We start from the raw sequence: 26,615 nt of genomic DNA, 5'->3' as shown, positions 1-26,615 counted from the left end.
CGCTGCAATTTCTTGCTGCGGGCTTTTTTGTTATGCATTTACCGATAACGCTAGGGTATCAATCTAAGTACGACATGGTACCCATTAGATGTGGTCTGCGGCCTTTAATATCACGCATTTCAAAACGCTTACCATTTTCTATGCTTTCAAAAGCAAAGGTGACATCCGAAGGCATAAATACTGGCAACTTAAACTCTACGTCCACCTTAAATGGTCTATCACCAATAAATTGCATCAACCCAGCAAGTGAACGGGCTTTAGACCACATTCCATGGGCTAAAACACGATCAAAACCAAAACGCTTAGACACCATTGGGTGCAGGTGGATCAGGTTATAATCACCTGAGGCTTTGGCATACTGACGGCCTAAATTTTCAGCTAATGACCAGGTATTGACGTCTTCCCACACCATATCAGAAGCTCGCGGTGGTCTTGCTCTGCGGCCTTTAGACTCAATACGGTATAGGTAAGTTGATAAGGCTTGCCACACGAGTTCATCACCAACATAGACTTTAGATTCTAGTTCAAATTCAAGTCCTGCATCCGTGGTTTGGCTAGTAATAAGGTTGCACTCAACCTTAAAAACCTCATCAGCGTTAATAGGCCGATACAAGCTAATGCTATTTTTAAGATGGATCATCCCCAATAAAGGAAAGGTAATCGCTTTATGGGTAAAAATGGTGGCATGTAATCTAAATGCAAGCACGTACAAAAATGTTGGCGGTAACACTTTGCCATCATAATCAAACTGACATACCTCAGCATATTGACGAATTTTCTTATCTGATAATCTAATGCCATCCGTCTGTACATGGATCTTTGGTAAAGGTTGCTGATCCCAACCAGGCTTACGCGATAATAATATTTTGCGGTATAAAGACAACAACGACGGCATTGACGTTAATGCTATAGAGTAATCGTTACTCAAGTGGCTTACCTTTTTATACGGTGAAATTACTGTGCAAAATAACGGTATTTCTCCGTTTCACACTACTCACAAATGCTTTAATGCGCGCATTATACTACAGTGTAAAAATACCGCACAGCCCCAAAGTTTACTCACTGGCGTTTATAAACACTGGGCATGCCAACAATCTGTTACCTCAGCCCCTGTTTGCTTTAATATCATCGGCATCGATTGGCGGCCCACCAAGTGGCCTGCACCGACAATGATAAACAGCTGCTGATAATTGCCTTCGTTTAATAGCGCTATGGTGCGCTGACTCATTTGCTGATTCCGCTGCCACAGCAGTTTTTCAACTAATTCTTTGGCTACATCATCGCTTTGATGCTCCATGATATCGGCAAGTTTTTGTTTATCTCCACCGCGCCAAGCGGCCACCATTTCCAGCATTTCTTCATCACTTGTCTCAACCGCTTCATCTAACATTTGCCGTTGCGTTTGCTGACTAAAAGATGAAATCAACTCAAACTGGTAGGCCACACTTTCAAGCTCTAACAAAGTGCGCCCTTGATTTTTAGCTACAAAAGTCACATCCACCCCTTCTTCAGCGCTAAACCCTAACTGACTGAAACGCACTAATGCTACTTGCGCAGCCTGAAGCCATGGCGCTAAAGGCGATAATCCCTGACAAACCGCTAAATTGAGTTTACAAAAAGCTGGATAAGCCTGCCCTAAATCGACGCTGCTTGCTGGAGTTGCTAGGCCATATTGACCTAATAGTTGTTGAGTATCGGCTTTAGTCACATCCGCTTCAATTACCAATGCATCAGCCTGAGAAAAAGCCTGCTCAATAACCGGTGCCATCGGGTAAAAATCAGCTTTGCCCACATGAATTGAGCCTAATATGAATGCCTGTTTACCTTGATAAGTGACTTTATAAAAAGGCGGCGTGTCGGTTTCAGCTGCAGTCGCTAAACCACAGCTTAAAATAGCGACGATTAACAAACTCAAATAAGCAGAGCAACGCTTTGTTGCAGCAAACGTTAATTTAAAATCCATTAGACTTGTTAGTCCCATAGCAGACCCTTATAATTTAGCTTAATTTGAAGATGTTGAATGAGGCTATCATGCCGTATACCAAAGTTATCCAGCAAATAAAAGAAAGCCTGCAAACAGGATACCGTCAAGCCATTGATGCCGATAAAAGACTCGATGAATTACACCAAGTCGGCCACGGTAAGTTTGTAGCAATTTTTACCGAAGAACAAGGCTTTAGCCAAAGTAGTAACCGCTTCTTGCCTTATGTACAAGAATTAGCTGACGAGTTAGATGAGATCCAAGAACTCAGACATATTCCGCCTGAAACCTTAGAGGCTTATGTGAAAAAGCTCGGTGCTTTGCTGCAAACCTTGCACTTATTCAAACAGAACACCAAATAGCTGACACCAGCACTTAGTGATGTTTAGGCACAAAAAAGCGGCTTATCAATAAGCCGCTTTAGATTTTAAATATAACATAAACTACTGAATCATAGATATTTATAACTTAGGTGCTACGGTTTTCTTTAACCAATCTTCAAGCATTTTAGTCTCATACTCAAACGGCTTTTGATTACGGGTTGAATGGGTGCCATACATAAAGTTCATATCAACTAACTTTTCATCACCGGCCATAATCACTTGCTCACCTTCAGTGATGCTGTAGCTAAAGGTCATACGTGGTGGGTATAAGTCTTTTACAATCCGCAGTTCACTAGCGGAGGTCGCGCCAAATGTTGGCCGCAGATCACCGGCTAAATCCACATCAGAAACCACCATCTCAAGTTTCTGCTCTGGTTTTAAAATCTTTTCAGCTTCTTTGTTGATATTTTTAGTCATAGTGTCGAAAAAGCGCTGCTGAAAACGAGATTTCACTTCATTGGCCGTTTTTAAATCTCGGTACTTTTTAGGTTCTTGCCATTGAATTTTAACCACACCGTCTTCAGTCACTGGGTTGACCACGACTTCGTCCTTAGCTGCAGCAACATTACATACCAATGCACCTGCTAATAGTAAATATTTCATTTTCATCATTTTCCCCTAGCTATGAACCTAGTGTTTAAAAAATCAACAATTCTATACTTGTCGGATTATACAAGCAGTTACCTGAATATAAGCTTAACCTACTCTAGCAATACTTGCTGAAACAACATTTGATAGAGATTAATACCGACCAACCCAAAATCTGCTCAAATAACAAACTAACTGTTCAGTAATCATTCAGTAAAAATAGGTTAATGTGTCTCTCAACAAGTACTAGCGCCTTATTTCCCTTAACAATATCAAGGTGAATATCGCGAAAGACTGACCAACGAATAAAATTTGGACATATATATCGCTCAAGGATTCAGCGCTAATAGCAATTAACGTATCAATACTGGAGTTAATATGAATAACATCGAAACCAATACAGCAATCGGCACAACTACCAGCAATAAGATGATTAAGCCTATCGCTCTCGCAGCGACAGTTTTTATCGCCATGCTGGTGTCATCTTCAAGCTTTGCCCATCAATTTGATATCGATTCAAAAGGCGCCGAAGCGATAAAACAACACCAGCAATTAATGAACCAGCATATACAAGTCGCTGAGCAAGAGTTTAATGCTGAATTAGAGAAAAACCTTGATCAGCAGTTACAAACCGCTGCACACAAGTTTATGACTCAAGCCTGCGCTAAATACGGTTTAGAGTTTGATACTCAATCAGAAACTTGCAGTAGCTAAGTCTGCCGATTGACAGGCTTACATCTCAATTACACTAAAAATGCAGCTATAAAGCTGCATTTTTTGTGGATGCTTAATTAACTTTCAGCGATATTTAAAATGGAAAACGCTGGCTTAATAAAGGATAGTTTTTACGGAGATCTTTTTTCTTGGTACTGAACTTTTTACCTTGAGGAGTATGCTGACCAGAGGGTACAAAAGGCAGCTCTTCACCGCAGCGGTCTTCATAGATTTTTCCGGCAATCAAATCATAATCTTCAATAAAGGGATAAGCATAGTCATCTTTTGTTGGCCATAACTCAAGCTCGCCCAAACAGTCGGGGTTAGCAATAATCTTGTTATACCAGGTCTCACCTAAGGATAAAATAAACCCTCGAAACTCCACAAAGCCATAATCTGAATCACAGCCAGTAACAATGTAAGCTGCGCCCCAAATATCCCAGCGGTAACTGCGGCGCATTTGTTGGCCAAATATCTTATCAAAAGCCGCTAAGTCAGCATCATCGAGCGCCGACAATTTTTCCACTAATTGATCATGGCACGCTTGCTCTGATTGCTCAGGATGGCTACGGGTCACCAAAGACCAAAATTCCGCCTCAGTCATTACTTATCCTAATTTCTTAAAAAACGTTTTCACAAACTATCTCTACTCACGCTATTCTACACCACATGACCACTCACATAGTTCCAATAATGATAATAATACTATGAATAAACCACCGTTAAGATTAACCCTATTAATTGCATTGTACGTGTTACTGTCTATTGTGGCCCTTTGGCGCTCTTATAGCATTCAAAGTATAGATTTATTCAGTATCGGCGTTATCCCTGTGTTGGTTGGCTTATTAATGCGAACACACTGGGCCAGCATTGCCTTAAAGGTATATTTAGCCATTCAAACCTTAGCGATATTAGCACTGTCTACCACTGCTATTATCGCCTATCAAATCACTCCTGAAGATGTAAAAGTGGTGTTCAATGGCTTTAATATCCCTATTCCTGCCATTGCTGCGGTACTATTTTCACTGCTGGTGTTTCAATACTGGGTGGCATTTTGTAAAGAAACAGCGATTTATTTGAAGCCCAAAAGTTAACAAAGGCGCCCTGCTGACTATATTCATCCCTTAGCATAAGTTAACATGCGCCCATAAAACTCAGATCGAATAATAAGAAGCTATATAATGAGCCATTTATCGCCCAGTGAATTATCCATTTTGCTAGTTGAACCATCTGATGTTCAGAGAAAAATAATTATTTCACGCCTGCAACAAGAAGGCGTACATAGCATACAAACCGCCGCTAATCTTGCTCAAGCTAAAGAGATTATTGTTCGACACACGCCAGATCTCATTGTCAGCGCTTTACACTTTACTGACGGTGAAGCGACTGAACTACTCAGTTTTATTAAACAAAACTCTGACTATCAAGATATTCAATTTATGTTGGTATCCAGTGAATGTCGCCGTGAGCAACTGGAAATATTTAGGCAATCTGGAGCCGTCGCGATTTTACCTAAGCCTTTCGATGCCGATCATTTGGCCACAGCACTGAATTCCACTATTGATTTAATCAGTAATGACGAACTGGACCTAAGCCATTTTGATGTTCAGGATATTCGCACTTTAGTGGTTGATGATAGCCGCATGGCGCGAAACATTATCAAACGAACTATTACTAATTTAGGTATTCGGATGATAAGCGAGGCAACTGATGGCGCTGAAGCTATCGAATTAATGCAACAGCAAATGTTTGATTTAGTAATCACCGATTACAATATGCCAAGTGTTGATGGACTGGCATTGACCCAATATATACGCCACCAAAGCCAGCAGTCTCATGTGCCGATTTTGATGGTGTCATCAGAAGCTAACGATACCCACCTAAGCAACGTATCAAGCGCAGGTGTTAATGCGCTATGTGATAAACCCTTTGAACCTAAGTTAGTGAAGCAACTCCTGTATCAACTGTTAGAAGATTGATAGCTAACAAATTTTTGTAGGCCAAAGTTCAAAATGAGCAGCAACAAATCAATAAACTTGATAAAAACGGCAGAAGCAGTTAATTCACTCAGCCGAGTTTAAGCTAACTAGATCACTAAAAAGTTACTTATTTGCAATATAGCAGCACATTTATCAGATAAAATGCTTTCAAAGCCTTATGGCTTATGGCATGTTAATCTAGTTCTAAATAAATACATCTATGGAAAGCAGAGAATACAACATGAACAAAAGTGAATTAATTGCAAAAATTGCAGAAAATGCTGAGTTAACAAAAGCTGAAGCGGGTCGTGCACTAAAGTCTTTTGAAGAAGCGGTAACTGAAGCCATGAAAAACGGCGACAAGATTTCTATCGTAGGTTTTGGTTCTTTCGAAACATCAGTTCGTGCTGCACGTACAGGTCGTAACCCACAAACCGGCCAAGAGATCCAAATTGCTGAAGCAACAGTACCTAAGTTTAAAGCAGGTAAAACGCTAAAAAATAGTGTTAACTAAAAACCGCTAAAACGATAAAACCTCCTTTTTTGGAGGTTTTTTTATGTCTTTTTTTTGCATAAATAAGTAAAAACAACACTTAAACTGCACAATTAAAGTGCAACTACGCATCATTAAGTAGCAACATAAATGCAACATAAATGTGCAGTAATTTTTAAGCTATTGATTAATTTAACTTTATAAACATGGCACATCATTAGCAACACGTACCTCAGATAAAACAACATTTAGCGTCGACCCGACTTTATGCAAGATGCTAATTGAATAATAAAACTTTGAGGGAATGAAAATGAAAAAATCTCTGTATCAAGCTATTGCGCTATCAACAGGTTTACTTTTAAGCACTACAGCTTTAGCTGAAGTCACGGGTAATATTGGCGCGACGTCAGACTATATTTGGCGTGGTGTGTCACAAACTAGTGGTGCTGCGGTTCAGGGGGGCATTGATTATGGCCATGAGTCAGGTTTCTATGTCGGTGGTTGGGCATCAAATGTAGATTTTGGTGACGGCACCTCTTATGAGCTTGATGTGTATGCCGGTTTCGGTGGTGACATTACAGAAGACTTAAGCTACGACATTAACTACCTTTATTACGCTTACCCAGATTCACCGGGCAGTGTTGATTTTGGTGAAGTAACAGTTGGTCTCGCGTGGAAATGGTTAGATGTCGCATACTCTTACACAGTCAATGGCGGTGATGATATTGCTGAAAGCCCATTAGATTCAAAAGATATGATGTATGCTCAAGCTAACCTGACTTTTCCATTAACTGAAAAAGTGTCACTGGGTTTCCATTATGGTTACTCAAACGGTGATGTAATCACCAGCTGGTACGGCACTGATAGCTATTCTGAGTACAACGTATCACTAAGCACTGATACTGATTTCGGTACTATCTCGTTCATGGCAACAGATACTGATTTAGAAGATGATGATGCTAAAATTGTTCTTGGTTACTCATATAGCTTCGATCTATAACCATCAAAAGTATTAAATGATGTTAGCTATTTAATCTAAATTATTAAAAAATCAAAAAACGTCACCTTAGGGTGGCGTTTTTTATTGCTCTGAGCCTCAAAATCCTCACCACAGAAGTGCGCATTTTTTTTATTAGCTGCTACATTCAAATTATGAGGTTATTTTTCTGCTGCCTAGCAAATTATTGCTCAGCAATAAAGTAGCAATATTGTGCTCACGGTTTCAAGCCGTTCAGGCTGTGATTACCGTTTATGTAAAGCCATTAATTATGCTTTACGAGTACCACCCATGTGAGGATAAAGTGATGGCTAATATTACTGAGACTATCCCAAATGATACTGAAATCGAGGCAATGGTTTCACCAAAAAATCAACGCTCCGCTGAAATTATTGAACGTAAAAGGCAGGTTAAGCGGCGCTTAGATGATTATCTAGAACAAGCTGAATTGCGAAAAAGCTTAGGGGAAGATGACTTCTTTTAACCCAGTTCCTTGTCCGGGCTCATCAGGCCAATAGTTTTTATAAGCTTAAAGCTTCACTTTAAGATTAAGACTTTAATAAGTATGCAAGACCATTGCACTCTAAATAAATTGAACAGGCTGGGTAAATCATTTTGCCGCAGTCTGTGATAATGAGTGCATTACCGCCCCTTTGTTGGGTTTGCACTTTTAATTCTTTTTTCAGCATGCTGATACTGGGGACACCAACCTCTATTACTTCAGGTTTGTTAGCGCAATACGTCGTCACCACCTCACCTAGCGGTTCATTGTCATGGTTATACAATTCACTGGGCTGATAGATTTCAACCGTTGAAGCTTTAGCTTGGTAAGTAATATATTCATCAGCATTGGTTCTTATAGAGATGCCATTACAGCCACCGACGATTAATGAAGCCATAAGCAAAAAACTCAATGGAAGTATCTGGTTTGAAAGTTTCATCGATAATATTCCTTCTCAGTAAAGGCATACACTCCCCGTGTATGCCTTCATCATTCATCAACAGCGTTATTAGCTCTCTAATGCCTTAGCTTTTTGCTTGGCAAAATACTCTCGGGTTAAACCAAAGACCACAGGACTTAATAGGACTAGCGCAATTAAGTTAGGAATGGCCATCATTGCATTAAGCGTGTCAGCCAACAGCCAAATAAACTCTAATGAACTCACGGCGCCTATGGGTACCACAAGGGTCCATATTAAACGAAATGGTTTTACCGCTTTATCGCCAAGCAAGTATTGAACACACTTCTCACTATAAAAACTCCACCCTAGAATAGTCGTGAAGGCAAACACAGCAAGTGCTACCGCCACAATATAATTACCCATGGGCAGTGCATGTGAAAATGCATATGAAGTTAGTGCTGCGCCGTTCTCACCTGATGTCCAAGCACCGGAAACAATAATCGCTAAACCAGTAATAGAGCACACAATGATGGTATCAATGAATGTACCTAGCATGGCCACTAAGCCTTGCTTTACCGGATCATTGGTTTGCGCTGCAGCGTGAGCAATGGGCGCACTACCTAAGCCCGCTTCATTGGAGAACACACCACGGGCGACACCAAAACGAATCGCAGCCCAAACAGCTGCGCCAGCAAAACCGCCTTGAGCAGCAACTGGGTTAAACGCACTGTGAATAATTAATTCAAATGCTGCAGAAATTTGGTCTGCATATACCACTAAAACAGCTAAACCCGCGGCAATATAAAACAGGGTCATTAACGGCACGAGTTTACCAGCAACTTCTGCAATACGTTTAATACCGCCCATGAGTACTGCACCGACGAGTACCATTAAGACTAAACCAGTAACCCAGCTCGGCACGCCAAAGTTAGCACTCATGGCATCTGCCACTGAGTTAGTTTGCACGGTATTACCGATCCCAAAACCGGCAATAGAGCCCAGTATCGCAAACGCTGTCCCTAACCAGGCCCATTTGCTGCCTAAGCCATTTTTAATGTAATACATCGGTCCACCGACGTGATTGCCATTACTGTCTTTTTCACGATACTTAACTGCCAATACCGCTTCGGCAAATTTGGTCGCCATACCCACTAATGCGGTGCACCACATCCAAAATAATGCCCCTGGCCCACCAATAAAAATAGCGGTAGCCACACCAGCAATATTACCTGTTCCTATGGTGGCTGAGAGCGATGTCATTAGCGCATTAAAAGGACTAATTTCACCTTTATCAGTGCTATCACTGTCGGTTGCTCGACCCGACCACAGCAGTTTAAAACCAGTGCCTAATTTTAGGATTGGCATTAATTTTAATCCGATAGATAAAAATAATCCCACTCCTAAAATCATCACCAACATGGGTACGCCCCAAACGATGCTGTTTACTGCATTAATAAATGCCGTTAATCCTTCCATTGAAAACCTCATAATGAGTTAAATATTTATAGTTATTATTAATCGTTATCACTAAACGTTATTTTTACGGTTACTGCGTTCACACTACTAATACATCAGTGCGTGAATTTCAGATTACCTTCATTGACACTAAATTGGAAACATCGGTACGATTCAAACCGAACAAATCAGCAAATAACAGTTTTTTATCAGCCAATTAAATTAATTTAATTATAAAAAAAGCGCTAACTAAATTAGCGCTTAAATCTTATTGAACCATTACAACCTAGCCTAAACACCCTGAATAAGCAGTCATTAAGGCCTTCACTGGGACAGTTTTTGATAGCAGCTTTGACAGACGCAGGCTTTGCCCTTTAACTCTGTGCGCAGCTTGTCACTGATCACAGCTTTAGCTGAAGCGCTTAAACACCAGCAGTCTTCAATCGGTTTACCCGCACTAACCGCGCATTGATTAACCTGCTGGCAAACGGGGCACGCTAATGGCTCAAAAATCGCGTCTTGTGCCTCAGATACTAATGGTTCATTTGCTTGGTTTGGTGAGTATATTTCTACATCTTTCATCTGGTTCACTTTGTTTCGTTAACTGGTTTAATTTCCATAAAATGCTTTATGAGATAAGGCTATGCCTTAACGATTGTAGCTTAAAAGCATAAGCTTGAAACTGGTTAAAGTCCTACTTATTAACAGGAAAATTTGGATAAGCTTCGGCGCCTAAAACATTACCAAGCTGCTGCTTGCCATAAAAGCCATCATGTTGATGATAACTTTTTTGGGTTTGTGGCAGGTCTCCTTTAAAACGCGGATCTTGCGGCCTTTCATGGGCATTAACAAAAGCTGCCACATCCCAAGCCTGCTGCACTGTTAGCTGAATACTTTTACCCAGCGGCATATTCTCATAGATAAAATTAGCTGCAGTGTTCACTCTATGCATCCCTGCGCCCCAGTTGTAGCTTTGCGGCCCCCATAATGGCGGTAAAGCGCTCACATTAGCCATTTTAATGCCTTGACCATCAACGCCATGACAAGCCTGACAATGGGTTTGATAAACTATTTCGCCTCGCTCAGTTGAATAAGCTTGTTCTGGCGCTTCTAACTTGGGAAAACCTCGGCCAGCAAGTGAAGTTAAGGCTTTTTGATCCCATTTAGCTTTCACTGCAGCTGGAATTGGGAACTCTTCTCTATTGCCACCTTTTACCAGTTCTACATCACTCAACTCTGCTACTTTGCTATCGAGATTTAATTGATTCAGTAAACCGCTCATGGCTAGCCAATAAGAATAAGCTGAGATAGCCACAAGTTCCTTACTGCCTGATGCGGGGGCTGTACCATTCATTGAATAAGTAAAGCAACCTTGAATCCGTTCCTGGTAGCTATTCACTTTGTCATTTTTCTTTCGATAAGCGGGATAAGCCATATAGGCTGCCCATAGCGGTGAAGCATTGGCTTTATTACCTGCGTTCATATGACAATTAACGCAATTAAGCTCATTGCCGACATATTTATCTCTTAATTGCTGAGTATTAACAAATATCTGATAGCCCAAACGTACTTTGTCGCCAAACTCACCCTCTGGAATAGCTGATAAATCGCTAGGTTGCAGATACTGCGCTGCGGGATCTTTTGCTATAGCGGGAATCTGAGCTTGCCTATCGGGTAATTCTGCAGCGCTAACTGAACTGATAAACACACCTGCGACTAAATAATTAAACAGTTTCATGGTATGTCCTTATTTTTGTGCCAAAGGCTGTTGAGCAGCAGCATTTTGAACCAGAGGTTTTAAAGCTGAAAAGTACGCTGACAATGCGTCAATTTCATCAGCAGTCAGCTTAGCGGCAATATTAGCCATCATATTATCGACATCACCTTTTCTAGTACCATTTTGCCAAGCCAATAGTTGGTTTTTTAAATAGCTAGGTTCTTGGCCTGCAAGTCGAGGGAAGTTGGCTGCGCCAATGCCTGAAGGTCCATGACAGCTAGTACAGGCAGGTATATCGCGGCCCCAATCTCCCTGATAAGCCAATTTTTCCGCCGTATCAGTTATCACAACCTTGTCACCGCGGTATTGCAATGGGATCTCAGCTACTGTTTTAGCGGCAAAGAAATCAGCAACGACTTGGATAGCATCACCTTGTACTGTCGCAGCCATCGCCGACATTGTGGGACTTTGTCGATTACCCATTTGAAAATTAACCAGCTGCGAGGCGATATACTCACTGGATAAACCCGCCAACCTAGGCCCTATAACACCTAAACCCTCACCATTAACACCATGGCAAGTTAAACAAACTTGCGCCTGTGTGGGTACGGTTTGCAATAACTCTTTGGGAGATTGAGCAGGAATATCGGCAATAGCCAAGTTACGACTTGCCCCTATTGCTATTATCGTGATGACTTGTAAAAGGAATTTCATATACCGCCCTCTCCTTGGATGATGTTTAGCTACTGGAATAATAAATGTAGCCCATCAGATCCACTTTATGTGACTTAATTGAATACTCTCCACCAAAGAAAAAGTAACCCAAATACGCTTACCAAAGAACAGACAGCGAACATTTGCAGGCTAAAGACTGATAATGAAAAGGTCGTTGTCGATTAATCATCAGCAAATCGACTGGGAGTGAAGTTAACTCTGAGCTTATGCTTTTAGCGCTATTTTATGACAATAAAAAAGGCCTATTCCGTTAGGGAATAGGCCTTTAAAGTTAATCTTTCAACCAAGTTAATCGTCGTTTAACTCGCGCTTAAGGATCACTCCTGCAGTAAATCCTTACAGATTTGTACTAAGTCAGACTGCACAGCTGCTGCGGTAACTTCTCGGCCAGCACCTGGGCCGCGAATAATTAACGGATTGCCCTGATAAAAAGTGCTGCGGATGACAAACACATTATCTCCAGGGGTTAAACTGGCATAGGGATGGTTCGAGTCGACCCATTGAATGCCTACTTCAGCATGCATTTTGCCATCGACTTTATCTAAAGATGCCACATACCTTAAGACTTTATTTTGCTCAAAGGCTGCACTATATTGCTGCAACATAAACTCATCTAACTCGCCAATGCGCGCTAAAAAGTCATCTAACGACAAGTCGGCTAATTCAGCTGGCACTAATGAATTTAATTCAATGGCATCAAGCTCAATCTCAAAGCCAATTTCACGGGCCAGAATAAGTAACTTTCGCTGCATATCTCGGCCAGATAAATCATCTCGAGGATCTGGCTCTGTAATGCCTAATCCGCGGGCTTCAACCACGAGTTCAGAAAAAGATTTTTGCCCATCGTAATGCTCAAACAGCCAACATAAAGTACCTGAAAAAATACCGCCAACAGCTTCGATATTGTCGCCACTATTGCGTAAATCGTTTAGGGCATGCTGTACTGGTAAGCCAGCGCCGCAACTGGCATTGTAACGCCAAAATAAACGCCGGTTACTTAGCTGCTGCTTAAGCTCACGGTAAAAAGGTAACGGCCCTGAGCCTGCAAGTTTATTGGCGCTCACCATATGAATCCCTCGAGCGAAAAACTCTGGGTATTGTAAGGTTAAGCTGGCGCTAGCACTGATATCCAAGGCCACCAGCTCATCGCAGTCGAGCAGCTCAAGCTGCTCAAATAAACTAGGGTAGTCCCATGTTGTTGCTGTGGTATCAAAGTCATCTTGCCAGTTATTGGCATCTATTCCTTGCTGGCAAATGAGCGCCTCTTTTGAACTCACTAAACCCACAAGTTGCACATTGGCTTCTAGTTCACGGTTAAGCATGGTGGATGAGCGCTGAAATAAATCAATCCAGGCTTCACCAATATTACCGACCCCAAGCAATAATACCCCAATACGCAATCGCGGGCCTGCGCAGCGTCGGTGTACTTTTTGGGTGAGTAAATTAACCTGAGATTTAGGCACTAAGGTCACTAAACTCAAACCATCTTGATACAGGGGTTTGGCATCGCGACTTAATAATCGGGCAAAGCTGCGGCGGTAGTGCTCTGCATCAGCACTAACCAAAGCGACTAAACCTAAATCAGTATGAGCATGGATATCGCTAATTAATAGCTCATGACTATGTAGCTCCAGTAACGCTTGTACCTGCTTTTGGTTTTCAGCAGTGAATGCCAGTTCAACTTTATGATGGGCAGAGCACCAATATGCTAGCGGCGCAATACCGGCTTGCTCAAGTAATTTGAGTGTGGTTTGAATTAGCGCTTGCTGCTTAAAGCGAAACAGCACCACTTCATTTAAACTGGTAACCACTGGAGCGCTAGCTGACGAACTTTGGGGCGCAATAAGGGTAAAGTCAGTATGTGATGCGTAACTTGAGCGCACCGCGAGACTAACATTAGTATCAAATAAGGGCTGTAAAGTTCGGCTGTGCAGTACTGGCGAGCCGAGTTTAGCTAAACGATCGGCTTCAGCAAGTGACATGCTTTCAAGTAATTTGGCATCATTAATTTTATTCGGATCAGCGTTAAATACCCCTTCAACATCGGTCCAAATAGTCACTCGTTCAATGTCCGCTAAGCTGGCAATTAAGGTGGCGCTGTAATCTGAGCCATTGCGGCCAAGTAATAATGTATCCCCTTTACTGTTGGCGCAGATAAAGCCGGTGATAACTAACCGTGTATTTGGATTAGCATCCAGCAGCTTTTGGACTTTTTCGCGGGACTCATCAAGACGAATATTCGGCACAGGCCCTTCATCAGCCACCAGCAGTGAGCAGGCATCAATATTCGCGGCAGCAACGCCAGACTCTCTTAATAAGGCTGCCATTAATCGTGCTGACCAACGCTCACCAAAGCTTAATACATGATTGAGCTGAAATTCATTGCGCTCTTCAAGGGACAATAAACTGACTAATTGCGATTTATCGGTTGATAGGCGCTCACGTAAATCGCGCGCTTGTTCGTTTGAGAGAAGTTGCTCAATCAGGTTTTGCTGATAGCTCACCAGTACTTGTAGCTCTTCTTGCCACAAGTCACCGTTTTCTCTTAAGGAGAGTAATTTATATAAAAAGTTAGTACTTTTACCCGCAGCTGAAACAACGACTAAATCATCACTGTTGCCATGAGTCAGTAAAATATGGGCAACGCGGCGATAGCAATCTGCATCAGCAAGACTTGAACCACCAAATTTATGTAAATGACTGCGGGCCATTTTTCACTCCTTAAACAACATATACCAGCCTGACTACATGAATATAGCCAAGGGAGATTAACTTAAAGCGCAGCGACAGCAGCTAAGCCTACTTCAATATCGGCAACCAAGTCTTCAGCATCTTCAATCCCGACAGATAGTCGCAGTAAAGTATCTTTAATGCCAGCTTCATACCGTGCTGCAGGCGCCATTGCTCTATGGGTCATGGTTGCAGGTACGGCAACTAAGCTTTCCACTCCGCCTAAGCTTTCAGCAACACTGAAAATAGACAGTGCATTTAAAAAGGCGACCACTTCTGCTTCACCACCTTTAAGTTCGAAACTTAACATAGCGCCGAAGCCTTGTTGTTGCTTAGCTGCAATATCGTGACCTGGGTGGTCTTTTAAGCCTGGATAATACACTTTTTCGACAAGATTGCTGGCCTGAAGTACGTCAATAACTTGCTCAGCATTTTTTTGATGCTCGCGAATACGTACAGCTAAAGTACGAATGCCACGTAAGGTTAGGTAACTATCAAAAGCCGAGCCTGTTAGCCCTAAGGTGTTTGACCACCAGTGTAGTAACTCACCCAGTTCAGGGTCTTTTGCCACCACAGCGCCACCTACAACGTCACTATGACCATTGATATATTTGGTGGTGGAATGCATGACGATATCAGCGCCTAGCTCTAATGGCTGTTGCAAAATTGGCGATAAAAAGGTGTTATCAACCACAACTAAGGCATCGACTTTATGGCTTTGCTCAGCAATAGCTTTGATATCAACAACACGTAATAATGGGTTTGACGGCGTTTCTAACCACACCATTTTAGGTTTCTGAGCAATCGCATCACTGAGTGCTTGCTCATCTGTTTGATCAATCACCAGTAATTTAAATTGGCCTTTGTTGGCAAGATTTGTGAACAAACGGTAACTACCGCCATAACAATCGTGAGGCACAATCAGTAAATCATCGGGGCCTAATAAACTAGTGACCAAGGTAATCGCAGCCATACCGGTACAAGTAACCACCCCAGTAGCGCCATGTTCAAGTTTGGCAATGGCTTCACCTAACACGCAGCGCGTCGGGTTTCCTGAACGACTATAATCAAACTCTCTAGGGTTTTTATGGCCATCAAAAGAATAGTTTGTTGATAGATAAATCGGCGGGACTACAGCGCCGTATTGGGTATCTGACTCGATACCTTGGCGTACTGCTAGCGTAGCTGCGCGATGTTTGCTCATTGTAAACTCCTAAAGAATACACACTAAAGAGATGTCTAGATGGCTAAATGTACCTAAGCTAAGTCACATCGTCAATACAAATCAGCCGTTTAGACGTCTAAACATAAAGAAATCTATTTCCATTCGTTATAGAATAACCGCAATAATTTGACTGTTATTATTTAGCGGTTAAAATCTGCCACGAATCTATCGTATAAAGGTGAGTTAATGACTGAATGGAATGGCGACTATATCAGCCCATATGCCGAACATGGCAAAAAAAATGAACAAGTTAAAAAAATCACGGTATCCATACCTTTAAAAGTTTTAAAAGTATTGACTGATGAACGTACCCGCCGCCAGGTTAATAACTTACGTCATGCAACCAATAGTGAACTACTGTGTGAAGCATTTTTGCATGCCTACACTGGACAACCACTGCCAAATGACGGTGACTTATCAAAAGAAGGGCCTGATAGCATCCCATCTGAAGCAAAAGCTTTGATGGATGCCATGGGAATTGAGTGGGAAGATCTTGATTAAGTCAAGCTAGCGACTAGCGCTGAAGTACTTGCGCTAAAGCATAAGCCTGCTCAATTAATCAAACACTGCTCGTCATTTAACGCATCGAGCTCTCAAGCTGAGAGTGAGTTGCAGTATTGCGCCTAAAGAGTCGACAATGGAATTTATCGATCCGCAGACCTTGATGCTTGCATCGGTTATCATTTTTCTAGGCGCATTAACCCAAGGCCTTATCGGTTTTGGGCTTGCGGTTGTTGCCAGTCCACTTCTCTATATCATCGACCCACAATTAGTCCCAGCCCCTGTGATTATGATGGGTTTTTCCATCGCCTTATTGACCTTATTGCGTGAACGTACTCAACTGGAGTTTAATGGGCTGCAATATGCGCTGCTGGGGCGAATACCTGGTGGCTTTATGGGCGCAGGTTTATTACTGTTTGCCCCCCAAGCAGTACTGGGGTTAGCCATTGCCTTTATTGTCGGCGCAGCGGTGTTGCTGAGTATTTTTAAGATCACAGCGCCAGTAAATCGGCTTTCGCTATTTATTGCAGGTGTCTTGTCGGGGGTATTTGGAAATATTGCCGCCATTGGTGGGCCACCATTAGCGATTTTATTAGCCGGTAAAGATGCGCCGCAGTTTAGAGCCGCGCTATCGATCTTTTTTGTTTTCAGCTCAATGATCGCACTGATTATTTTAATGCTTGCAGGCTTAGTGGAAGCAAAGCATCTGTGGTTGTCATTGATGCTATTGCCATCTGTCATACTCGGAAATATTGCCGCAGGAAAGCTAACCAATAAGGTTGATAAAAATAAGACTCGCATCGCCACTATGGTGTTATGTAGCTTAAGTGCATTATTGCTAACCCTTAAGTCGTTAATTGAATTATCAGCAGGCTAGTCGATCATCTTTTTGTGGCAGATATAAATGCAACAATGATGACAGCTAAAAATGATAACGCTTAAAAGTGATAAGAAGTTTGCAGCACAGCGCCAATGGCATCATCACCATAGCTGCCGCTCATATCCAGCTTAAAGGCTTGGCCGATGGCAAAGCCGGTGCCGAAAGAGTAAATATCTACGCTATTATCTTTTAAGTCATGGCGGTAGCCCATGCGTAAAAACAGCCAGTCAGTGGCTTTAACTTCACCGCCCACTCGCCAATACTGCACCGCATCAAACTCGCTAAAACGGCTTTGCTCCACCAGATCAATATCCGTGGTTAAGGTGACTCTGGACCAATCATAAGCAGCTCCCACTGTGACTAACGGCTCAATTTGGTATTCAAATGTCCGTCCTTGAGCTTCAACTGTGGTTATTTTTTTACTGAATAAATTACGAGCAGACAGCCCTAAGGTTAAGCTTTCTGTTGGCTCAATAGCCACCCCAAGATCAAGGTTAAATAAGCTGTCATCATTTCGATATTTATCATCATCAAAATCATCGACATCAAAGTTATTGGCACTGGCACTGTAATGATAGGTATCAATGCGTTGAAACTTAGGTGAAATCCCAACTTTTACAGGCATGTTAACTATAGATAGTGGAAAGCTTAACGCCACCCCAAAATCTGTGACTCCGGCGGCTAATACAATGCCTTGAGAGTCTAAGTCAGTGAGATCTGCAGGAGGGTTGGCGGGATCGAGATTAGTCAGCATATCAATATCACCTTGAGCAATATCAGCAACGCCCATAGCGTCAAGGTGACTTTTGGAAAATAGCGCCATTGGCACGGTTTGAGTTGGCAATACTAATGCTGCGCCAATTGCGGCTGATACCGAGGCGTTAGTGCCGTTGAGGGCATTTAAATTAATAACTAAATCATCACGAAAACCAGCAATATCATCAGTATCATTGCCGTTTATGGCCGTTTCTAAGTCATCAAAACTGTCTTGTAGTGAGTCAAACTTATCAAGCATATTGTCGCTATCATCCACTTCAGCAGCCACAACCGGTAACAGTAAGGAGAACTCATTGGTTTTTGGGGCGTAAATAGCCAGTAAAGCGGGATTAATAAAACTTGCGCCGATACGGCTTGATGAGGCTACACCTGTACCGCCCATGCTATCACTGCGAGCTTCAAAATAAAGCTGACCCGCTTGCGTATTTATCGCAAACAGCAGTAAAAACAATAGCAGCGCTAAGGATCTCATCATTCACCATTTTCATTTTTAATTATCTAATAAAGATAGTCGAAAAAATTAAAAATAGGCTTCAATCCCGTTAGACTTTTACGGCATAGATGAATTTAATCAGCCGTTTTTTAAATGTTATTTTATGAATCAGGTAGATAGCGCTTAAAATTTTCCATGGTGAATTGAATAAATTTTTTCAGCCTTTCTGGTTGGAATTTATCTTTATGGTAAAGCATATAAAAAGGCGTGTCGGGAATATGCCAATCATTAAACACATTCACTAATTGACCCGCTGCAATTTCATTAGCGCAATATAAATAAGGTAATCGCACAATGCCATTTCCTGCTAAGGCGCTGGCTTTCATAGCGCGGCCATTTTTACACTTAAAACCGCCCTTAATGGCAACGTCTACAGCTTGAGCATCTTGCCTATGGCCAAAGCGCCAATGGCTGATCGAGCCAGTAATACACAGGTGATTATTAAGCTCGCTTGGATGCTGCGGTTGACCATATTTCGCTAAGTATTCAGGGGCGACTAAAGTGCGGTTTTCGATATCCATCAGCTTTCTGGCCACCAAGCTTGAATCTGCCAGTTCGCCCATGCGAAATACAATATCAAAATGGCCCTCGATTAAATCAACCCGCTGGCTACTAAAATCAAGATCGATGGTAATTTCAGGATACTGTTTAATAAAATCATTCACCAAGGCCACTAAAATATCTTCACCAATCACCCCGCCAACGCAATTAATGTGAATATTGCCCTGTAATGTTTCAGCGCTGTCTAATGTCATTGCCACCACCTGATCGATTTGCGCTAACGCTTGCTGGCATTGCAACAGCAATTGCTGACCTTGCTCTGTCAGTCTTTGGGTTCTGGTGGTTCTAATAATTAGGCTAACACCAAGAAATTTTTCTAAACTTAATAATTGCTTTGATAAATGCGAACGTGAGCAGCCTAATACCTGTGCAGCTTGAGTAAAGTTACCTTGCTCAGCAATCACCACAAAGGCTCTGATATCAATCAAATTTATGTCTAAGTTCATAATAATGTCTATTTTAGTGTGTGGTCATCAACAAGCGATTAGGAGCCATGTGTAAACAATGATGTTCTTTGTGGATTATATATCAACAATGAGCCATTACCTATAATGGACACAACTTAACGAACGAGGTAAAAATCATGAAATCACTTGTTGTCATTACTGGCGCATCATCAGGTATCGGTGCCGCTATGGCGAACGCATTTAGCGCTAAAGGTCACCCACTACTTTTACTTGCTCGTCGCGTTGAGCCGATGCAAGCACTTAACCTGCCCAACAGCTTATCTATCAGCGTTGATGTGACAGATGCTGCAGCGATGAAAACAGCGATTGCGACTGCTGAAGCAAAGTTTGGCCCTGTTGGCTGTTTAGTCAATAACGCTGGCGTAATGCTACTTGGTCAAGCAGATGTACAAGATCCTGCCCAGTGGAGCCAAATGCTCAACATCAATGTGATGGGCGTGCTTAATGGTATTCACGCTGTGCTTGCTGATATGAAAGCCCGTAAAACAGGCACTATTATCAACGTAAGCTCTATAGCGGGTCGTAAAACATTCCCTAACCATGCAGCATATTGTGCCAGTAAGTTTGCTGTGCATGCGCTAACTGAAAATATCCGCGAAGAAGTGGCGATGGATGATGTGCGAATGGTGACTATCGCTCCAGGCGCTGTTGAAACGGCCCTGCTTAGCCACACAACCGATGAAGATATTAAAGCCGGCTACCAAGAATGGAAAGAGTTCATGGGCGGCGTTATCGAGCCTACAGCAGTTGCTGATGCGGCTGTATTTGCCTTTGAAATGCCGCAAAATGTTTGTGTACGAGAAATTGTCTTAGCGCCAACTCGCCAACAACCTTAAGAATATATCAAGTCTATATAGGTCTACATTTCAGCTAAAAACCATGAGTTATTACTCATGGTTTTTTATTATCTTTGCATTAATTTTAATAAGCGGCCTCCCTTTACATACTCCACGCGTACCTCATGCAAACTCATTCTCTTATCCCTCGTAATAATGCCGCCATTTCGAGCAAACTCGCTGCATCTGATTAAAAATCAGTTTAACCCCAAGATGTTATATTGATTGCTTAATATTTAAACTAAGTTAGATTAAGGTAAGGAAAACTGACTAAAACAAGCTACGCTTAAATCATTGGTTTATTGATTGCTTAGTCGTTACGCATTGCGATAAAAAGGACATTTTTTGTATGCAGGAAAACTTCAGTTTATTTTCCAGGAATAAAGCCTTTCCCGAGCTATTATTGTCATCGACATTTATCAATTTATTGTCGCTTGCGCTGCCATTCACCATGCTACAAATCTACGATCGTATTCTGCCAAATCAAGGTTATGGTACTGCCACTATTCTTGTTTCTGGTGTGGCGATTGCGATTTTACTGGAATTATTACTCAGATATGGCCGCAGTTGGCTACTTGCAGCATCAGCAGCCAATTTTGAATTAGAAACCACAACCAAGGTGGTTCATAAACTCATGCAAGCGGACTATCACCATGTTGAAGCCATGGGAACAGGTAAAGTTACTAATGGTTTAGCCAGTATTGCGAGTATGCGAGAGCTCTATTCAGGGCAAGCTATTGTGGCACTGATGGATTTTCCATTTGTGCTCATTTTTCTTGCATTGGTTGCCTATATTGGTGGCCCGCTGGTATTCATTCCGATAGTCGTCTGGGTACTTGTTGGCGCTCTGGTTTATGCCATTGGCAAAAAACTTGCCATCGCCACTGAGAACCTCGCTCTTTCAGATGCTGAACGAACCCGAATGTTGATACTGGTGTTATCAGGGCTAACCACAGCCAAGGCCCTATCTTTAGAGGACCGATTAGCCAGTATTTATAATAAAATAAACCACCAGCGACTAGCACAACAGCAACAAGTCGATTGGTTATCAGCTAAGTTACAAGAAGTCATCCAAGCAGCATCGCAAGGAACAACACTAATATTAGTGATGCTAGGTTGTTTAGAGGTCCTTAACGGTTCGCTTACAACGGGTGGACTGGCTGCATGTTCAATATTAGCTGGTCGCGCCATCGCACCAGTAAGCGCAATTATTAGCCTTCGCTCTCGACTTGTGAGTGCCAAAACGGCGATGTCACACGTAGATGATTTGACCGCCATTCCAGCCGAAGCGTTTAGTGCTGAAAAAATCTATCAACAAAAAATCCCTAACGGCCCCATTACGTTTCAAAAAGTCGATAGCAGTAATTTAGGCACTGTCATTCAACAATTGAATTTAGAGATCCTCCCTAAAACTCTAGTCACCCTGCAATCAAATCCCCTGAGTCATGCTAGCCACTTACTCAGTATCATTGCTGGATTTCAAAAAATAAGTACTGGTGAAGTCGCCATTGATGGGGTTTTACTTCATGCACACGACAGTAAAGAATTTCGACAATCCGTTAATTATGTCGCCCCTTGGCCAACCTTATTTGCTGGTAGCTTGCTAGAGAATATGACCATGTTCAGAGCGGAGTATGAACCTCAGGCGATGGCGATTGCTGATAGTTTAGGCTTAACGGCTAAAATTGCCGAATTGCCCAATGGTTATCAAACTTCAGTCGGTGAAAATGACAACCAAATGCTAAATAAAGGGGCAATTAAACTCATTGCAATAGTCAGAGCGATAGTCCAAAAACCGTCGATATTGCTATTGGATGAGCCGATGATTTCACTTGATGCCGATGCCCAAAATAAACTACTCACTTTATTGGCCCAACTGAAACAACAAATGACCATTGTAGCGGCATCCCACTACCCTGAAATCGGTAAAATTAGTGATGAAGTTGTCACAATTGAGGGACATGCTCAGCCTAAAGAAACTAATAAATCGCCGCACGTGGATAATAGTGATTCACAGGAGGTGATCCTATGAAGACTTTAGAACTAAAACCATTACTAGTTGAGCTGTTACAACAATTAGGTCTTTACACTCAAGCCAGTAACGTGGCTAGTGACACTGAAAACGATCTCAATACTCTCGCTGTTTCCCGCTTATTAAAAAAACATCAAATTGGTTTCTCTGTTATTAAACCGTCAGATAGTACCCTGCATTTAACCATCTACCCTTTCTTAGTTGTCCCAGCGAAAGACAATGCCTTTATAGCAAGAAGACAGGGACATCAGTTCGAAAAACTAGAGAATAATCATTGGCAAACGGTCGATATGACTCAGCTAACAGATGATGCATACTTATTTGTTATTGATGCCTTACCTCGTAGTAAAAAGAGTGTTCAAGCATTCGCCGCTCACATGAGTAAGAGAACTAAATGGTATCGTCCCGTTTTCTGGCTGAGTTTACTGTCCAGTATTACAGGGTTAGCAGTACCTCTGTTTACCATGGCTGTATATGACCGAGTCATTGGTGGTCAAACACCCTCCATACTCCCCAGCATAGCCTTAGGTGGAGCGCTTGCTGTTGGCGTATTAGTATCAACCCGCTTAGCGCGGGCGCAAATTCTTGCCACCACCAGTAATCGATTTGCTAGAGACCTTTCCCAGATAACCTTTTATCGACTATTACACATGCCGTTAATGGTACTGTCACGCGTCGGCATTTCAAATCATATCGCTAGAATGCGTAATGCAGAAAAAGTCAGAATGCTCTTATCTGGCCCTGGAGGCGGCGGCTTAGTCGACCTGCCCTTCACTATTATTGCGCTGCTGGCGATTATGTTTTTAAGTGGCTGGCTAGTATTAGTGCCTATTGGCATGTTGATGCTGTATTACTTGGTGATGAAAGTCGTCAGCCGCTATGTTCAGGCAGCCTCGCCAACAATTAGTGGCGAGTATCAAAATACCCTAAGCGAACTAGCGAAAAATCTACTGCAACTCAAAGCGGCTGGTGATACTGAAGGCTGGCAAACAAAATTTATTCGTCAATGCCGTGAAAATAGTCGCCAGAATTTTCTTTATGCTAAACGAAATGGCCTAAATGCAGCCATTGCTCATTCACTGAGTTTATTCACTGCACTCATCACAGTGTTTACGGGAATATTTTTAGTACTAAATCAAACGATTTCCTCCGGTGCATTAATTGCCTGTGTGATGATGATTTGGCGGATTACAGGCCCTGCACAACTGGCATTTTCATCTCAACAAAAATTCACCATGATGGATGTTGCCGTAAAACAGTTTGATCGGTTCATGCAGGCAACAACGGAACAATCAGAATTACGCTTAGACACCCCTGATAACACTCAAGCACCAGCAATTTCATTTCAGCATTTAACCCTGAGATATAAAGCTGAAGGAGAGCCGGCACTATCAGGTGTGAATGTAGACATAGAACCCGGTGAATTAGTTGCCGTTATAGGGCCCAATGCCTGTGGTAAATCAACCTTGCTACTGAGCGCCTTAGGCGTGTTGGAAGCACAAGCTGGATTTGTCACCGTGAATGGGAAAAATTTAAAACAATATGACACTGAAATATTTAGGCATTGGGTGGCTTATAGCCCATCACAACCTGATATTTTCCCAGGGACTTTAGCTGAAAATATTCGGATAGCGAAACCAGATGCTACCGATGATGAAATTAAAACCGCAATAATTGCCGCTGGTGGGGCCAGCTTTTTTAATAGCATCAATAATGACTTATCGGTTGATTTACTCGGTGAGAATAACGCCATGCTTTCCGCTATCGAAGGGAGTTACATCAACCTTGCCCGCGCACTGATAAAACAATCGCCATTGTTATTGCTTGATGAACCATTACCTCATCGAAATCCAGAATCAAAACAGCAGTTGATAAAGACCTTATTAAACTTAAAAGGACAATCAACCGTAATGTTTACTAGCCACGATCAAGATTTAATTAAACACGCTGACAAGGTCATTATTCTTGATAAAGGCGCTGTGGTTTATGCAGGCCCAATTCCAGACCAAGCACCTCAAACGCCAGATGCCACTAACACCGTCATGCAGGAGTCTCCAACCAATGGATAATCGTCAACTAGCTAATCGAGTCTGGCCAGAACATGAATTTGCAGAAGCAATTGAAGCCCCTGCTGAGCGTAAATTAATTCGAAATATCATCTTATTGATCACCGGCTCAATTTTAATCATGTTGGTTTGGTCTGTTTTTACCAGCGTAGAAGAAATTTCAAAATCCAAAGGACAAGTGGTGCCGTTAGGCCATAGGCAGGTTATTCAAAGCCGTGCTGGTGGCACTATTGCTTCTGTCGTAGTCGAAGAAGGTGACGTTGTTAAACAAGGTGATATTTTGGCAAGCTTTGTCTCAATAGACAGCTTGTCAACTGAGGAAGAACTATCCAGTAAACGTGCTAACTTAATGATGCGAATTGAACGTTACGAAGCCTTCATTGATGCTCGCGATGCCAATTTTGATGAGTTCGCCTATGAGTACCCGCAACTGGTTAAGCTGCATCAGTCTTCGCTTAATCGCATGATCGATGAACGAGTGGCAATTGAGCAGCTATCAGAATCTGAAATAGCCAAATCTCAAGCGGAATTGGATGGTTTGAAAACTGAAATACCTCCCCTTAGCGATCAAATCCAAACCGCAGAACAAACGTTAAAAATGATGTTGTCAGTAACAGAAGAGCAAGCCGTTTCAAAGTTACGCATTTTAGAATCACAGCAAAAGCTTGATTCTTACATGCGAGAGCTAAAGGCGATGGAAAGCAAACAACAAGTTCTCACCAAGAACCTGCTAAATCTGCAGCAACAACTCAAACAAAGACAGGCTTCATTATTAAAAGAAGTCGGTGAAAAACGTACTGACACCCAAGCTGAATTATTAGGTGTCACAGCAAGGCTTAAATCATCCAGCTCACTGGTATCTCAAAACACCGTAACCGCGCCTGTTGACGGCATCATTCAATCAATCCCAACATCTTCAACTGGCAGCGTCATTCAACCAGGTGGGACTGTGGCTGTAATTGTTCCCATGACCAAAACGGGTTTGATGGAAATTAAGCTGTCACCAAGAGATATCGGCTTTGTCCATGTTGGTCAATCAGCAAGAATCAAAATCGATGCGTTTGATTACAGCCGTTATGGCGCGTTAGATGGAATCGTAAAACGTATTTCACCAAGCACAGATAAAGATGAAAAAGGCGGTGTATTTTATAAAGTGCAGCTTGCCATTGATAAGCCCTACTTTTTGGATAATCCCGATAGTTTTGCATTAATTCCTGGAATGACTGGCGAAGCAGATATTGTGACAGGTGAAAAAAGTGTCTTCCAGTACTTATGGAAACCAGTGTTCACCAACATTAACGAAGCATTTGGCGAAAGATAAATGGTAGGAGCATCCCATGAGCACGGATAATAAAGATAATAAAAATAAGCCAAATGAAAAAAATAAACTCAAAAAAGATCTGCCCGAAAATAAAATCCAGCAAGCAATAAAGAAAATTGATAATGATGCTAAAAAGTTGCGGGCAAAAGAATCTCGAGATACGGGGAACATAACCCCAAATAGACAAAATGATCTGGTAGCTGACAAGTCTTGGCAGACGAATGTAGCGAATGCATCTGAGGATGATAAAGCAACTGAAGCAGATTTTACTCATGCAGCTACTAATCCAGAAGCTAATCCAGAAGCTACTCAGCAAGACGTTTTAAAAACATCCACAACGCCACAACAGTTAACAAGCTCAACACTTAAAAATGCCAGTCAAATCGCTGATAGCAACCCGATAGAACCGAGTCAGCAGCAGCCATTAAATAAGCTTATTGTAGAAACAGGTTCAACTCAAACAACAGGACTAGCAGCGGGTGCACATTTTCATAATGGTAATGTCACAACCCAAGACATAAGCCAATTTAGAACATCTCAAATTTCGTTACCTGAACAAAACTTTCAGACTGCTTTTACCATTAATTCATCATCTCATTCAGTATCAAATGTAATCACACCACAAACTGCAACACATGAAGTGATTGAGACACTAAAAGGTACCCCAACACCTGACATTACCCCTCCCTCTACTGGCACTGGCACTGGCACAGGAAAAAGATCTGCCACAGCAACAGCCAGAGCCACAGGCACTGGCACTGCCACTGGGACATCTATATAAT

27 protein-coding genes are annotated in these 26,615 nt (G+C 42.1%); 14 read left to right on the top strand and 13 right to left on the bottom strand.

The genetic code is table 11. From position 1 onward, the window contains the following. Window positions 1-58: 58 nt before the first annotated feature. Both Q4557_RS01100 and Q4557_RS01095 read right to left on the bottom strand, forming a co-directional pair. Window positions 59-928: a MaoC/PaaZ C-terminal domain-containing protein gene (locus Q4557_RS01100; RefSeq protein ID WP_241901136.1), complete on the bottom strand. Its 870-nt coding sequence runs from the start codon at window positions 926-928 to the stop codon at window positions 59-61. 141 nt (window positions 929-1,069) lie between these two features. Next, window positions 1,070-1,981, bottom strand: coding sequence for a TraB/GumN family protein (locus Q4557_RS01095; protein ID WP_102475361.1), 912 nt, complete (start codon window positions 1,979-1,981; stop codon window positions 1,070-1,072). Between the two features lie 50 nt (window positions 1,982-2,031). Between Q4557_RS01095 and Q4557_RS01090 the strand changes: the two genes are divergently transcribed. Further along, on the top strand, window positions 2,032-2,343 hold the full coding sequence (locus Q4557_RS01090; protein WP_076540628.1) for a prephenate dehydrogenase: 312 nt from the start codon (window positions 2,032-2,034) through the stop codon (window positions 2,341-2,343). A 99-nt stretch (window positions 2,344-2,442) separates the two neighbouring features. Here Q4557_RS01090 and Q4557_RS01085 read toward each other — a convergent pair whose 3' ends face one another. Further along, entirely contained in the window at window positions 2,443-2,973 is a 531-nt protein-coding gene (locus Q4557_RS01085) for a DUF3016 domain-containing protein (RefSeq protein WP_102436634.1), read from the bottom strand. A 357-nt stretch (window positions 2,974-3,330) separates the two neighbouring features. On the opposite strand from Q4557_RS01085, the gene Q4557_RS01080 reads away from it, so the two are divergent. Continuing rightward, the gene (locus Q4557_RS01080) at window positions 3,331-3,666 is read left to right on the top strand and encodes a hypothetical protein (protein WP_102436632.1); all 336 of its coding nucleotides are present in this window, start codon (window positions 3,331-3,333) and stop codon (window positions 3,664-3,666) included. A gap of 94 nt (window positions 3,667-3,760) precedes the next feature. On the opposite strand, the gene Q4557_RS01075 is transcribed toward Q4557_RS01080, so the two are convergent. Then, window positions 3,761-4,270, bottom strand: a complete 510-nt coding sequence (locus Q4557_RS01075; protein ID WP_102436630.1) for a DUF4240 domain-containing protein — start codon at window positions 4,268-4,270, stop codon at window positions 3,761-3,763. 103 nt (window positions 4,271-4,373) lie between these two features. Here Q4557_RS01075 and Q4557_RS01070 point away from each other — a divergent pair, with 103 nt between their 5' ends. The 5 genes from Q4557_RS01070 (at window position 4,374) to Q4557_RS01050 (ending at window position 7,619) form a co-directional block, all read left to right on the top strand. Further along, complete coding sequence (locus Q4557_RS01070) at window positions 4,374-4,760, top strand: hypothetical protein (RefSeq protein ID WP_102436628.1); 387 nt, start codon at window positions 4,374-4,376, stop codon at window positions 4,758-4,760. An 87-nt stretch (window positions 4,761-4,847) separates the two neighbouring features. After that, window positions 4,848-5,645 (top strand): response regulator, encoded by a 798-nt coding sequence (locus tag Q4557_RS01065; protein ID WP_102436626.1) that lies wholly within the window; start codon window positions 4,848-4,850, stop codon window positions 5,643-5,645. Between the two features lie 241 nt (window positions 5,646-5,886). Beyond that, complete coding sequence (locus tag Q4557_RS01060; RefSeq protein WP_102436624.1) at window positions 5,887-6,159, top strand: HU family DNA-binding protein; 273 nt, start codon at window positions 5,887-5,889, stop codon at window positions 6,157-6,159. A 289-nt stretch (window positions 6,160-6,448) separates the two neighbouring features. Beyond that, a complete protein-coding gene (locus Q4557_RS01055) occupies window positions 6,449-7,138 on the top strand; it encodes a TorF family putative porin (RefSeq protein WP_102436622.1) in 690 nt (229 codons plus the stop codon). Window positions 7,139-7,442: 304 nt separating this feature from the next. Further along, window positions 7,443-7,619, top strand: a complete 177-nt coding sequence (locus tag Q4557_RS01050) for a PA3496 family putative envelope integrity protein (RefSeq protein WP_198589379.1) — start codon at window positions 7,443-7,445, stop codon at window positions 7,617-7,619. Window positions 7,620-7,683: 64 nt separating this feature from the next. On the opposite strand, the gene Q4557_RS01045 is transcribed toward Q4557_RS01050, so the two are convergent. From Q4557_RS01045 to metB, 7 genes are all read right to left on the bottom strand, one after another. Continuing rightward, window positions 7,684-8,076, bottom strand: coding sequence for a hypothetical protein (locus Q4557_RS01045; protein WP_102475362.1), 393 nt, complete (start codon window positions 8,074-8,076; stop codon window positions 7,684-7,686). 69 nt (window positions 8,077-8,145) lie between these two features. Continuing rightward, complete coding sequence (locus Q4557_RS01040) at window positions 8,146-9,513, bottom strand: sodium:alanine symporter family protein (RefSeq protein ID WP_303410173.1); 1,368 nt, start codon at window positions 9,511-9,513, stop codon at window positions 8,146-8,148. A gap of 303 nt (window positions 9,514-9,816) precedes the next feature. Then, entirely contained in the window at window positions 9,817-10,074 is a 258-nt protein-coding gene (locus Q4557_RS01035) for a cysteine-rich CWC family protein (protein ID WP_102531227.1), read from the bottom strand. A gap of 112 nt (window positions 10,075-10,186) precedes the next feature. Then, window positions 10,187-11,230, bottom strand: coding sequence for a c-type cytochrome (locus Q4557_RS01030; RefSeq protein WP_303410170.1), 1,044 nt, complete (start codon window positions 11,228-11,230; stop codon window positions 10,187-10,189). 9 nt (window positions 11,231-11,239) lie between these two features. Continuing rightward, window positions 11,240-11,923: a c-type cytochrome gene (locus Q4557_RS01025; protein WP_102436612.1), complete on the bottom strand. Its 684-nt coding sequence runs from the start codon at window positions 11,921-11,923 to the stop codon at window positions 11,240-11,242. A 338-nt stretch (window positions 11,924-12,261) separates the two neighbouring features. Then, a complete protein-coding gene (locus Q4557_RS01020) occupies window positions 12,262-14,655 on the bottom strand; it encodes a bifunctional aspartate kinase/homoserine dehydrogenase II (RefSeq protein ID WP_102436610.1) in 2,394 nt (797 codons plus the stop codon). A gap of 62 nt (window positions 14,656-14,717) precedes the next feature. Then, window positions 14,718-15,878: a cystathionine gamma-synthase gene (gene metB, locus Q4557_RS01015; protein WP_102436608.1), complete on the bottom strand. Its 1,161-nt coding sequence runs from the start codon at window positions 15,876-15,878 to the stop codon at window positions 14,718-14,720. A gap of 207 nt (window positions 15,879-16,085) precedes the next feature. Between metB and metJ the strand changes: the two genes are divergently transcribed. Beyond that, window positions 16,086-16,400 carry a met regulon transcriptional regulator MetJ gene (gene metJ, locus Q4557_RS01010; RefSeq protein ID WP_076538901.1) on the top strand — a complete coding sequence of 105 codons (315 nt, stop codon included), beginning with the start codon at window positions 16,086-16,088 and terminating at the stop codon, window positions 16,398-16,400. A gap of 136 nt (window positions 16,401-16,536) precedes the next feature. After that, the gene (locus tag Q4557_RS01005) at window positions 16,537-17,277 is read left to right on the top strand and encodes a sulfite exporter TauE/SafE family protein (protein WP_303410164.1); all 741 of its coding nucleotides are present in this window, start codon (window positions 16,537-16,539) and stop codon (window positions 17,275-17,277) included. Window positions 17,278-17,338: 61 nt separating this feature from the next. Here the strand turns inward: Q4557_RS01005 and Q4557_RS01000 are convergent, their stop codons facing one another. Together Q4557_RS01000 and Q4557_RS00995 are read right to left on the bottom strand one after the other, a co-directional pair. After that, the gene (locus Q4557_RS01000) at window positions 17,339-18,529 is read right to left on the bottom strand and encodes a conjugal transfer protein TraF (RefSeq protein ID WP_303410350.1); all 1,191 of its coding nucleotides are present in this window, start codon (window positions 18,527-18,529) and stop codon (window positions 17,339-17,341) included. Window positions 18,530-18,651: 122 nt separating this feature from the next. Beyond that, window positions 18,652-19,557 carry a LysR family transcriptional regulator gene (locus tag Q4557_RS00995; RefSeq protein ID WP_102531229.1) on the bottom strand — a complete coding sequence of 302 codons (906 nt, stop codon included), beginning with the start codon at window positions 19,555-19,557 and terminating at the stop codon, window positions 18,652-18,654. 137 nt (window positions 19,558-19,694) lie between these two features. Between Q4557_RS00995 and Q4557_RS00990 the strand changes: the two genes are divergently transcribed. The 5 genes from Q4557_RS00990 (at window position 19,695) to Q4557_RS00970 (ending at window position 26,614) form a co-directional block, all read left to right on the top strand. Beyond that, window positions 19,695-20,414 (top strand): SDR family oxidoreductase, encoded by a 720-nt coding sequence (locus Q4557_RS00990; RefSeq protein WP_303410159.1) that lies wholly within the window; start codon window positions 19,695-19,697, stop codon window positions 20,412-20,414. A 349-nt stretch (window positions 20,415-20,763) separates the two neighbouring features. Next, window positions 20,764-22,446, top strand: coding sequence for an ABC transporter transmembrane domain-containing protein (locus Q4557_RS00985; RefSeq protein ID WP_303410157.1), 1,683 nt, complete (start codon window positions 20,764-20,766; stop codon window positions 22,444-22,446). Next, entirely contained in the window at window positions 22,443-24,515 is a 2,073-nt protein-coding gene (locus tag Q4557_RS00980; RefSeq protein ID WP_303410155.1) for a peptidase domain-containing ABC transporter, read from the top strand. Before Q4557_RS00985 ends, Q4557_RS00980 begins: the two co-directional genes overlap by 4 nt. Continuing rightward, window positions 24,508-25,833 carry an HlyD family type I secretion periplasmic adaptor subunit gene (locus tag Q4557_RS00975; RefSeq protein ID WP_102520924.1) on the top strand — a complete coding sequence of 442 codons (1,326 nt, stop codon included), beginning with the start codon at window positions 24,508-24,510 and terminating at the stop codon, window positions 25,831-25,833. Before Q4557_RS00980 ends, Q4557_RS00975 begins: the two co-directional genes overlap by 8 nt. A gap of 16 nt (window positions 25,834-25,849) precedes the next feature. Further along, on the top strand, window positions 25,850-26,614 hold the full coding sequence (locus Q4557_RS00970; protein WP_303410154.1) for a hypothetical protein: 765 nt from the start codon (window positions 25,850-25,852) through the stop codon (window positions 26,612-26,614). Window position 26,615 lies beyond the last annotated feature (1 nt).

The organism is Shewanella sp. 5_MG-2023, from assembly GCF_030547465.1.
Classification (GTDB): Bacteria; Pseudomonadota; Gammaproteobacteria; order Enterobacterales; family Shewanellaceae; genus Shewanella.
This window is presented reverse-complemented; position numbering and strand designations above follow the sequence as displayed.

Excerpts from the sequence above, each read along its gene's own strand:
- Q4557_RS01095 (WP_102475361.1), bottom strand. The coding sequence starts at position 1,981 with ATGGGACTAACAAGTCTAATGGATTTTAAATTAACGTTTGCTGCAACA.
- Q4557_RS01050 (WP_198589379.1), top strand. The coding sequence starts at position 7,443 with ATGGCTAATATTACTGAGACTATCCCAAATGATACTGAAATCGAGGCA.
- Q4557_RS01000 (WP_303410350.1), bottom strand. The coding sequence starts at position 18,529 with ATGAGATCCTTAGCGCTGCTATTGTTTTTACTGCTGTTTGCGATAAAT.
- Q4557_RS01040 (WP_303410173.1), bottom strand. The coding sequence starts at position 9,513 with ATGGAAGGATTAACGGCATTTATTAATGCAGTAAACAGCATCGTTTGG.
- Q4557_RS01085 (WP_102436634.1), bottom strand. The coding sequence starts at position 2,973 with ATGAAAATGAAATATTTACTATTAGCAGGTGCATTGGTATGTAATGTT.
- Q4557_RS01055 (WP_102436622.1), top strand. The coding sequence starts at position 6,449 with ATGAAAAAATCTCTGTATCAAGCTATTGCGCTATCAACAGGTTTACTT.
- Q4557_RS01005 (WP_303410164.1), top strand. The coding sequence starts at position 16,537 with ATGGAATTTATCGATCCGCAGACCTTGATGCTTGCATCGGTTATCATT.
- Q4557_RS01020 (WP_102436610.1), bottom strand. The coding sequence starts at position 14,655 with ATGGCCCGCAGTCATTTACATAAATTTGGTGGTTCAAGTCTTGCTGAT.
- Q4557_RS01065 (WP_102436626.1), top strand. The coding sequence starts at position 4,848 with ATGAGCCATTTATCGCCCAGTGAATTATCCATTTTGCTAGTTGAACCA.
- Q4557_RS01075 (WP_102436630.1), bottom strand. The coding sequence starts at position 4,270 with ATGACTGAGGCGGAATTTTGGTCTTTGGTGACCCGTAGCCATCCTGAG.
- Q4557_RS00985 (WP_303410157.1), top strand. The coding sequence starts at position 20,764 with ATGCAGGAAAACTTCAGTTTATTTTCCAGGAATAAAGCCTTTCCCGAG.
- Q4557_RS00970 (WP_303410154.1), top strand. The coding sequence starts at position 25,850 with ATGAGCACGGATAATAAAGATAATAAAAATAAGCCAAATGAAAAAAAT.
- Q4557_RS00980 (WP_303410155.1), top strand. The coding sequence starts at position 22,443 with ATGAAGACTTTAGAACTAAAACCATTACTAGTTGAGCTGTTACAACAA.
- Q4557_RS00975 (WP_102520924.1), top strand. The coding sequence starts at position 24,508 with ATGGATAATCGTCAACTAGCTAATCGAGTCTGGCCAGAACATGAATTT.
- Q4557_RS01080 (WP_102436632.1), top strand. The coding sequence starts at position 3,331 with ATGAATAACATCGAAACCAATACAGCAATCGGCACAACTACCAGCAAT.
- metB (WP_102436608.1), bottom strand. The coding sequence starts at position 15,878 with ATGAGCAAACATCGCGCAGCTACGCTAGCAGTACGCCAAGGTATCGAG.
- Q4557_RS00995 (WP_102531229.1), bottom strand. The coding sequence starts at position 19,557 with ATGAACTTAGACATAAATTTGATTGATATCAGAGCCTTTGTGGTGATT.
- Q4557_RS00990 (WP_303410159.1), top strand. The coding sequence starts at position 19,695 with ATGAAATCACTTGTTGTCATTACTGGCGCATCATCAGGTATCGGTGCC.
- Q4557_RS01060 (WP_102436624.1), top strand. The coding sequence starts at position 5,887 with ATGAACAAAAGTGAATTAATTGCAAAAATTGCAGAAAATGCTGAGTTA.
- Q4557_RS01045 (WP_102475362.1), bottom strand. The coding sequence starts at position 8,076 with ATGAAACTTTCAAACCAGATACTTCCATTGAGTTTTTTGCTTATGGCT.
- metJ (WP_076538901.1), top strand. The coding sequence starts at position 16,086 with ATGACTGAATGGAATGGCGACTATATCAGCCCATATGCCGAACATGGC.
- Q4557_RS01025 (WP_102436612.1), bottom strand. The coding sequence starts at position 11,923 with ATGAAATTCCTTTTACAAGTCATCACGATAATAGCAATAGGGGCAAGT.
- Q4557_RS01035 (WP_102531227.1), bottom strand. The coding sequence starts at position 10,074 with ATGAAAGATGTAGAAATATACTCACCAAACCAAGCAAATGAACCATTA.
- Q4557_RS01090 (WP_076540628.1), top strand. The coding sequence starts at position 2,032 with ATGCCGTATACCAAAGTTATCCAGCAAATAAAAGAAAGCCTGCAAACA.
- Q4557_RS01030 (WP_303410170.1), bottom strand. The coding sequence starts at position 11,230 with ATGAAACTGTTTAATTATTTAGTCGCAGGTGTGTTTATCAGTTCAGTT.
- Q4557_RS01070 (WP_102436628.1), top strand. The coding sequence starts at position 4,374 with ATGAATAAACCACCGTTAAGATTAACCCTATTAATTGCATTGTACGTG.